Origin of the sequence: Streptomyces albidochromogenes (genome assembly GCF_005981925.1) — a bacterium.
Classification (GTDB): Bacteria; Actinomycetota; Actinomycetes; order Streptomycetales; family Streptomycetaceae; genus Streptomyces; species Streptomyces albidochromogenes.
Genome location: NZ_VBVX01000312.1, coordinates 1 through 7,306 on the forward strand (window position 1 = coordinate 1; position 7,306 = coordinate 7,306).

At 72.0% G+C, this 7,306-nt stretch carries 11 protein-coding genes; 9 read left to right on the forward strand and 2 right to left on the reverse strand.

The annotated features are described in order from the left end of the window. A partial coding sequence (locus E2E34_RS28400) for a DM13 domain-containing protein (protein WP_138904747.1) occupies positions 1–396 on the forward strand: 396 nt, incomplete at its 5' end. Between the two features lie 21 nt (positions 397–417). On the opposite strand, the gene E2E34_RS28405 is transcribed toward E2E34_RS28400, so the two are convergent. Both E2E34_RS28405 and E2E34_RS28410 read right to left on the reverse strand, forming a co-directional pair. Beyond that, positions 418–873: an ATP-binding protein gene (locus tag E2E34_RS28405; protein ID WP_138904748.1), complete on the reverse strand. Its 456-nt coding sequence runs from the start codon at positions 871–873 to the stop codon at positions 418–420. Beyond that, a complete protein-coding gene (locus tag E2E34_RS28410; protein WP_138904749.1) occupies positions 867–1,754 on the reverse strand; it encodes an MEDS domain-containing protein in 888 nt (295 codons plus the stop codon). The genes E2E34_RS28405 and E2E34_RS28410 overlap by 7 nt, the downstream gene beginning before the upstream one ends. Before the next feature lie 228 nt (positions 1,755–1,982). Here E2E34_RS28410 and E2E34_RS28415 point away from each other — a divergent pair, with 228 nt between their 5' ends. The 8 genes from E2E34_RS28415 to E2E34_RS36710 form a co-directional block, all read left to right on the forward strand. Continuing rightward, complete coding sequence (locus E2E34_RS28415; RefSeq protein ID WP_138904750.1) at positions 1,983–2,369, forward strand: VOC family protein; 387 nt, start codon at positions 1,983–1,985, stop codon at positions 2,367–2,369. 213 nt (positions 2,370–2,582) lie between these two features. Further along, complete coding sequence (locus E2E34_RS28420; RefSeq protein WP_279637909.1) at positions 2,583–2,834, forward strand: acyl carrier protein; 252 nt, start codon at positions 2,583–2,585, stop codon at positions 2,832–2,834. After that, positions 2,831–4,084: a beta-ketoacyl-[acyl-carrier-protein] synthase family protein gene (locus E2E34_RS28425; RefSeq protein WP_138904751.1), complete on the forward strand. Its 1,254-nt coding sequence runs from the start codon at positions 2,831–2,833 to the stop codon at positions 4,082–4,084. The genes E2E34_RS28420 and E2E34_RS28425 overlap by 4 nt, the downstream gene beginning before the upstream one ends. A 41-nt stretch (positions 4,085–4,125) precedes the next feature. Next, positions 4,126–5,034 (forward strand): alpha/beta fold hydrolase, encoded by a 909-nt coding sequence (locus tag E2E34_RS28430; RefSeq protein WP_138904752.1) that lies wholly within the window; start codon positions 4,126–4,128, stop codon positions 5,032–5,034. A 51-nt stretch (positions 5,035–5,085) separates the two neighbouring features. Continuing rightward, on the forward strand, positions 5,086–5,322 hold the full coding sequence (locus E2E34_RS28435) for a hypothetical protein (RefSeq protein ID WP_138904753.1): 237 nt from the start codon (positions 5,086–5,088) through the stop codon (positions 5,320–5,322). A gap of 88 nt (positions 5,323–5,410) precedes the next feature. Continuing rightward, entirely contained in the window at positions 5,411–6,064 is a 654-nt protein-coding gene (locus tag E2E34_RS28440; protein ID WP_138904754.1) for a hypothetical protein, read from the forward strand. 265 nt (positions 6,065–6,329) lie between these two features. Further along, positions 6,330–6,563, forward strand: a complete 234-nt coding sequence (locus E2E34_RS28445) for a chaplin (RefSeq protein ID WP_138904755.1) — start codon at positions 6,330–6,332, stop codon at positions 6,561–6,563. A gap of 138 nt (positions 6,564–6,701) precedes the next feature. Next, positions 6,702–7,306 (forward strand): chaplin (locus E2E34_RS36710; RefSeq protein ID WP_138904756.1); only part of this gene is annotated, 605 nt, incomplete at its 3' end.

Here is a 7,306-nt window from a genome sequence, read left to right on the forward strand (position 1 = left end):
GGGCGGGACTCCTCGTCCGCGCCGCCCGCGCCCCCCGCCCCGCGGACCCTGGCTTCCGGCACCCTGATCAGCCACGAGCACAGCACCAGCGGTACGGCGAAGATCATCCGGCTGCCCGACGGCTCCCGCACCCTCCGCCTCCAGGGCCTCGACACCAGCAGCGGCCCCGACCTGCGGGTGTGGCTCACCGACGCGCCGGTCAGGGCGGGCAGGGACGGCTGGCACGTCTTCGACGACGGCAGGCACGTCAGCCTGGGCAGGCTGAAGGGCAACAAGGGCGACCAGAACTACGCGCTGCCGGCCGGCCTGGATCTCAAGGGCCTCACGAGCGTGAGCATCTGGTGCGACCGCTTCGACGTCTCGTTCGGCGCGGCCGAGCTGACGGCTCCCGCGTAACCGCCCGGGCGGTCCCCGGGGTCACCCGGGCAGCCACATCGAGAACGCCACGACACTGCCCCGCGCCCGGTCCGCGCCGCCCGTTCCCCCCTCGATGACCAGCCGGTCCGTGATGAGCCGCGTCAGCCACAGCCCCCGTCCGCCGTGGCTGCCGCCCAGCCCCGGCGCCAGTTCAGGGATGACGGAGGAGGCGAAGCCCGGCCCCGAGTCGCTGATCACGCATTCGAGCGCGCCCGGGGAGCCGGCGGACCGGTGCAGCAGCAACCGGCCGTGCCCGCCGCCGTGCTCGACCGCGTTCGTGGCCACCGCGTCCGCCGCCAGGACGAAGTCGCCGCGCCGGGGCTCCGCCAGTCCGGCCCAGGCGGCGTACTGGTCGACCAGCACCCGCAGCCGGGGCATGTCCTCGCGGCCGAAGTCGAACTCCAGCAGCCGCTCCCGCGACCCGTCGTTGTTGAGGTGGATCCCCTCCGTCACCATGCCCGCACCACCTCCGTCAGCGTGAGGCGCCGGACCCGGTCCGAGCCGAGCCGGCGCAGCAGCACCGCCTGCGCGGCGGCGCAGCGGACCTCGACGCCGTCGTGTCCGGCGGCCCCGGCGATCCGCTCGACGAGGTCGAGGGCGCACCGTACGGCGAGGAAGTGCAGAGGCATGAGGTCCACCAGCAGCCGCCGGGACGCGGCGGATCGCTCCAGCGCGTCGTCCAGGGCGGTCAGGAAGGGTTCACGCGTGGCGTGGTCGGCCTCGCCCGCGACCGTGACCGACTGCCCGCGGTGCACGATCCGCAGCTCGCCGAGCGCGCCGAGCAGCGAGCGGGGGTGCGCGTCCGACATGGCGTCGAGCACGTCGTCGTCGAAGGCGCGCCGGTCGTAGGAGCAGACCTCGTTGTACGGACGCCCGTCGAAGAGGTGCTCGGCGTGGGACTCGCGGTACATCATCGTCTCGATGTCGGCGTCGAGGTCCGCCACCCAGTGCATGTCGATGAACGCCCGCAGCCCCTGGTACCCCTGGGCGACGGCGAGCGCGGTCTCCTCGCCGAGACGGTCCCACTGCCGCTCGGGGGTGAAGCCGCGGTCCGGCCGGATCAGTGCCCGCATACTGCTGTTCGTCAGCTGCCCCCGTCCCCGCGCCTCCGCCAGCAGCCGGCTGGTCCCGTCCAGGCGGGTGCGCACGGCGTCGGGATCGAGCTGCGGCGCCGCGAAGACGATCACCTTCTCGCCGCGCGCCAGGCCCGTGCGGACGTAGGTGACGAGCGCGTCCCAGTTGGCCTCGTCGTCCGTGTAGCTGAGGAACGCGTGGTCACCCGCCCGCATCCCCTGTACGGGCATCAGGCCCGGATGCGCGTCTGCCCGTTCATGCATCGCTCGTAGGGGTCCCTTCCTGGTGTGCGCCCAACCATAGGGACAGCGGGAGGAGTTGCGTAGCCGTACGCGGACTCCCGGGACCCCGTTCGAACGGACGGCCGTACCGGAGCGCATGACAGGGCACCGGGCCCGAACGTAGGATCGCCTCACGGCATCGCGTGTCGGTCACCGTCCGGGTGAGGCATGGAGGTAGCCCGTGAGTTTGCCTTACGGAGGCATTCCACAATGTCAGTGCAGCTCAATCACACCATCGTCCACTCCCGCGACAAGCGGGAATCCGCCGAGTTCTTCACCCGCGTCATGGGCCTGGAGATCTCGGCCGAGTGGGGCCCGTTCATCGCCGTCGAACTGAGCAACGGCGTCACCCTCGACTTCGCGACCATCCCGGCGGAGTCGATCACTCCGCAGCACTACGCCTTCCTCGTCACGGAGGAGGAGTTCGACGGGATCTTCCAGCGCGTCCAGGACGCCGGCCTCACGTACTACGCCGATCCGCACGGCAAGCAGCCGGGCGAGATCAACCGCAACGACGGCGGCCGGGGCGTGTACTTCATGGACCCGTCGGGCCACGCCCTGGAAGCGATCACCCGCCCGTACGGCAGCGGCGCGTAGGAGTAGCACCACAGGGGCCGGGAAGCACCGCTTCCCGGCCCTCACCCGTCCGGCGCCGCGTGCACCGCCGCCGTGACGACCGTGCGGCGGCACCCCGTCCCGGCACCGAATCCGTACGCGAGCGCGAGCCCTCATCACATAGGGCGAACGAGGTAAAGGCCCGTCCGGGTGGGCGCGTATAAAGGTTGCCGGACGAACTCGGAGGAGCGACGAGTGGCCAGTGCGACAGATGCCGTCAGCACACTGATGGTGCAGAAATTCGGAGTGGACCCGGCGGCCGTCCGACCCGAGAGCCCGCTCTACGCCCTGCGCATGGATTCCCTCGCGCTGGAGGAACTGCGCATCCTCATCGAGGAGCAGCTGCGCATCGACCTGGAGGACGCGGCGCTCACCTCCCGCAACACCGTGGGTGAGCTGGTCGCACTCGTACACGAGAAACTCGTCCACACCGGGAGCCTGGGATGACCAGGCCGGCCATCCCGCCCTTCACGGCGGCCGTGACCGGTCTCGGCCTGGTCACGGCGGCGGGGGTGGGCGTCGACGAGACGTGGCGAAACGTCACGCGGGGCGAGGTCCGCCCCGCCTCGGTGGGGGCGCGCGAGGAACTGCGCGACCTGCCCTGCGACTTCATGTACGCCGTCCCCGCCGAAGACCTCGACACGGCGCGGGTTCTCGGCGTGGCGACGCAGCGGCTGATGGACCGATTCGCCCAACTCGCCGTACTGGCCGCCAGAGAGGCTGTGGCGGACGCCGGACTCGACCCCCGCGTCTGGGACAGCGGCCGGGTCGCGGTCGTCATCGGCTCCGCCCACGGCGGACTCCCCTTCTACGACGAGCAGCACACCGCGCTGACCACCAAGGGCCCGCGCCGCGTCTCCCCGAAGCTCGCCCCGCTGACCGTCGTCAACAGCGCCGCCAGCAGTGTCTGCATGGACCTCGGCGCCCGCGGCCCGAGCCAGGCGGTGTCCACCGCCTGCTCGTCGGGCACGGTGGCCATCGGCGCCGCGCACCAGATGCTGCGCACGGGCGCCTGCGACATCGTCGTCGCCGGCGGCGCCGAGTCCGTGTGCTCACGGCTGCTGATCGCCAGCGCCTGCCAGATGCGGGCGGTGTCGACCCGCCGCTACGACCCCGCCGCGGCCTGCCGCCCGTTCGACGCGGACCGCGACGGCTTCGTGGTCGGCGAGGGCTCCGGCCTGCTCGTCATGGAACGCCCCGAACACGCCAGGGCGCGGGGCGCCCGGATCAGGGCGCACATCGCCGGCTACGGCGCGTCCAGCGACTCGTACTCCGCCGTCGCCCCGGACCCGGAGGGCAAGGGCATCGAGAGCGCGCTGCGCACGGCGCTGACGGACGCGGGCGTCGCGCCGTCGGACATCGGCCACGTCAACGCGCACGGCACGTCCACCGTGTTCAACGACCTCATCGAGGCGACCATGCTGCACCGGCTGCTGGGCGCGGACCCACTCGTCACGTCGACCAAGGCCATGACGGGCCACACCCTGGGCGCGGCCGGCGGCATCGAGACCGCGCTGACGGTGCTCGCCCTGGAGCACCAGCTGGTGCCCCCCACGGCCAATCTGGACGCGCTCGACCCGCGCATCCCGGTCGAGGTCGTGGCGAAGGCCGCGCGCCCCGCCGCGTTCGACTGCGCGGTCAAGACGTCGCTCGGCTTCGGCGGTCACAACGCCGCGCTCGTCCTCACCCGCGGCTGACGGGGCCCGGCCGCCACCCCCTGTCGAGAAGGAGCTGAAGCATGCCCGAGGAAACCGTTCGCTCGCTGTCGGTGGACGGGCTGCGCTACTCCTACCGCGTGCTGCACCGCACCGGCTCACCCGCCGCACCGGCCACCGAACCCGTGCTCGTCCTCGGCGGCGCGCTCCAGGGGATGCTCGGCTGGCCCCAGATGGACGGCCGCCTCGGCCCGGTGACGAGCGTCGTGACCGCCGACCTGCCGGGCATGGGCAGCGCCGCGCCCCTGCCGCCGGGCCCCAGCGCGGACCTCCTGTGCGCCGCCGTCACCCGGATCATCGACGACCTCGACGTACCGCGCGTCAACCTCTTCGGCTTCTCCTACGGCGCCGCGCTCGCCTTCCGCTGCGCCCAGCGCAACCCGGGCCGCATCGCCCGCCTCCTCCTCGGCGGCGTCCCCGCGCACATTTCACCGGCCCAGCGGGCCCACTGGCGCAGCGCCACCGACCGGCTCGCCGCCGGGGACCGGGACGGCTTCGCGACGCTGGTCACGGAGGCACTGATGTGTCTCGACCCGGACCGGTACGTCGCGCGCCGCGACCTCGCGTACCGCTACGTCAGGCGGACGATGCTGCACGCGGTCGAGCACTCCCCGCACGCCGCGGACTCCGTGCACCGCTCCCTGGGCGACCGGCCGGACTTCTCGGGGGGCCTGTCCGGCGTACCGGCCCTGGTCTTCACCGGGGAGCACGACACGGTGACGTCGGCGGAGCGCCAGCGGGCCTTCGCCGCGACCATCCGGGGCAGCCGCTTCACCACGATCCGGGACGCCGACCACTGGGTCGTGCTCGAAAAGGCCGACGAGGTGGCCGACTTGGCGCTGCGGTTCTTCACCGACCGCCCGCTGGAGCCCGCCGGCTATCTGAGGTCGGTGCCGCACCAGGAGCGCGCGGCGGACCGCAGCACGGCCTGAGCGGTCACTCCCGCGGCGCCCCGGGCTTCGCCCGCCCCCGGGAACGTGCCCGTGACCTGTACCGAGCTGGGCCGTTGGCAGGGCATGAAGACACGAAGCGCAGCCGCCGCGGCCACCGCCGCCGCGGCGTTCGCGGCCGGTCTGGCGGCGGCCCTCGCGGTCCCGGCCCCGCTCGCCCAGGCCGCCCCGCCGGACCGGACCGACCGGCCGGCGTCGCCGCTCCCGATCGACCTTCCGGACGTGAGCGAGGAGAGCTTCAAGGGCCTCGACAAGGCGCTCCAGTACTGACGCTGCGTGCGGGAAAAGTTGCGGAGGGTGGCCGCCGGTTGCACGGTGGCGTTGTCCCCTCTCCGACCTCTCACGTAAGGACATCCCCATGCGCATCTCCCGAACCGCCGGACTCGTCGTCTCATCCGTGGCGTGCGGGGTACTGGCGTTCGGCTCGGCCGGGGGCGCGATAGCCGCCCCGGCGACGCTCGCCGCCGAGAGTCCCACCGACAGCATCGCCGCCCAGGACGCGCTGCCCGGCGCCGACAAACTCACCCCGCAGGTGAAGCTGCTGAGCGAGATGGCGGGTGTGCTCAACCCCGTCACCGAGCTCCTCGACGCGGTCATCGCCGGCGGCGGCAAGCTGCCGGCCGCCGAGGCCGCCAAGCACACGAAGGCGGTCGAAGAGGCCCTGAAGAGCCTGCCCAAGTCCCCCGGCACCGCCCTCGAAGTCCCCGCTTCCCCGTCCCCCGACCTGCCGTCGGTGGCGGCTCCCCGGGCCGCCGACGCGGGCCTGGAGCTGAAGGCGAAGGCCGTCGTCGATCTGCGGGCCAAGGTCGACACGCTGCTGAAGGCGGCTCAGAAGGGCGACGCGGCGAAGGTGACCGAGGCGGTCACCGCCACCATCACCGCGACGCTCAACGTGGTCGTCAGCATCGTGGTCGGCGGTGGTCTGCCGGCCCCGAACCTCGAAGGACTGCCCGCGCTGCCGAAGGTCCCCGGCGCCGCCGAAGCCCCCAAGGTGCCCGGCGCGCCCGTCTGACGCCCGGCACGCACCGCCGATACCCGGTTCTCCCTGTTCGGGAGGCCGGGCATTGGCGTGCGGACGCCAATTCACGCCCCTGCGGGCCGAAATGAAGGTTAGGGCGTTCGGGTGACGGTGGATAGATAGCTTCTTTTATGGAGTTTCCTCGGTGGAACCGGATCGTTACCGATGTCGACGGCGACGCTACGGGCGTGAAGAAACAGACTCGTGCAGCGCGAAGGACGTGGCTGTGTAGGGTGTCGCCGCCGGAAAGGTTCTTAAAGTGAAGTACATGAAGAGCGCCGCATTCATCGCCGGCTCGCTCCTGGCCGTCGGTGTCGCCTCCCCGGCCATCGCCGACTCCGGGGCGAACAGTGACGTCAAGGGCAACCCGGGCGTCATTTCCGGCAACAACGTGCAGGTTCCGGTTCACGTCCCGGTGAACGTCTGCGGCAACACCGTGAACATCATCGCGCTTCTGAACCCGGCCTTCGGCAACGAGTGCATCAACAAGTAGTTCCCCGTCCGAACCGCTAGATGTTCGGTCACAGTTGGCCCCCCAGTGCACGCCATGCGCTCGGGGGCCAACTGAACCTCCCTCAACGCGTGTGAGCAATCGGCTCACCCGCAGGTATGAAAGACAGGGAACGGCAAAGTGCGACAGGTTTTGAGCAGAGGTGTGTTCGCCGCGGCGGCCGCCTCCGGACTCCTCGCCATGTCCGGAGGCACCGCAGCTGCGGACTCCGGGGCCAATGGGGAGACCTCCAACTCGCCGGGCGCTGTGTCCGGCAACAACGTTCAGGCGCCTGTACACGTTCCGGTGAACGCGTGCGGCAACACCATCAACATCATCGCGCTCCTGAACCCGGCCTTCGGCAACGAGTGCGTCAACGGCGAGTCGAAGAAGCCGCACAAGCCGTCCGGGCCCGGTCACAACGAGCCCGGCCACGGCGGCCCCGGCCACGGCAACCCCCCTGGTGAGGGCCCCGGCCCCGGCGGCGGGCACCCCGGCCACGAGAACCCGGGCAACGAGGGCCCCGGCCACGAAGGCCCCGGGCACGAGAACCCGGGCGGCGGGCACCCCGGTGGCGGACACCCGGGCAACGAGAACCCGGGCAACGAGGGCCCCGGGCACGAGAACCCGGGGAACGAGAACCCCGGTGGGCACCCGGGTGGTGAGCCGCCGCGTCACGAGCCGCCGCACCAGGAGCACCCCGGTGACGAGCCGTGCGAGGAGCACCCCGGCGAGCAGCCCCCGGC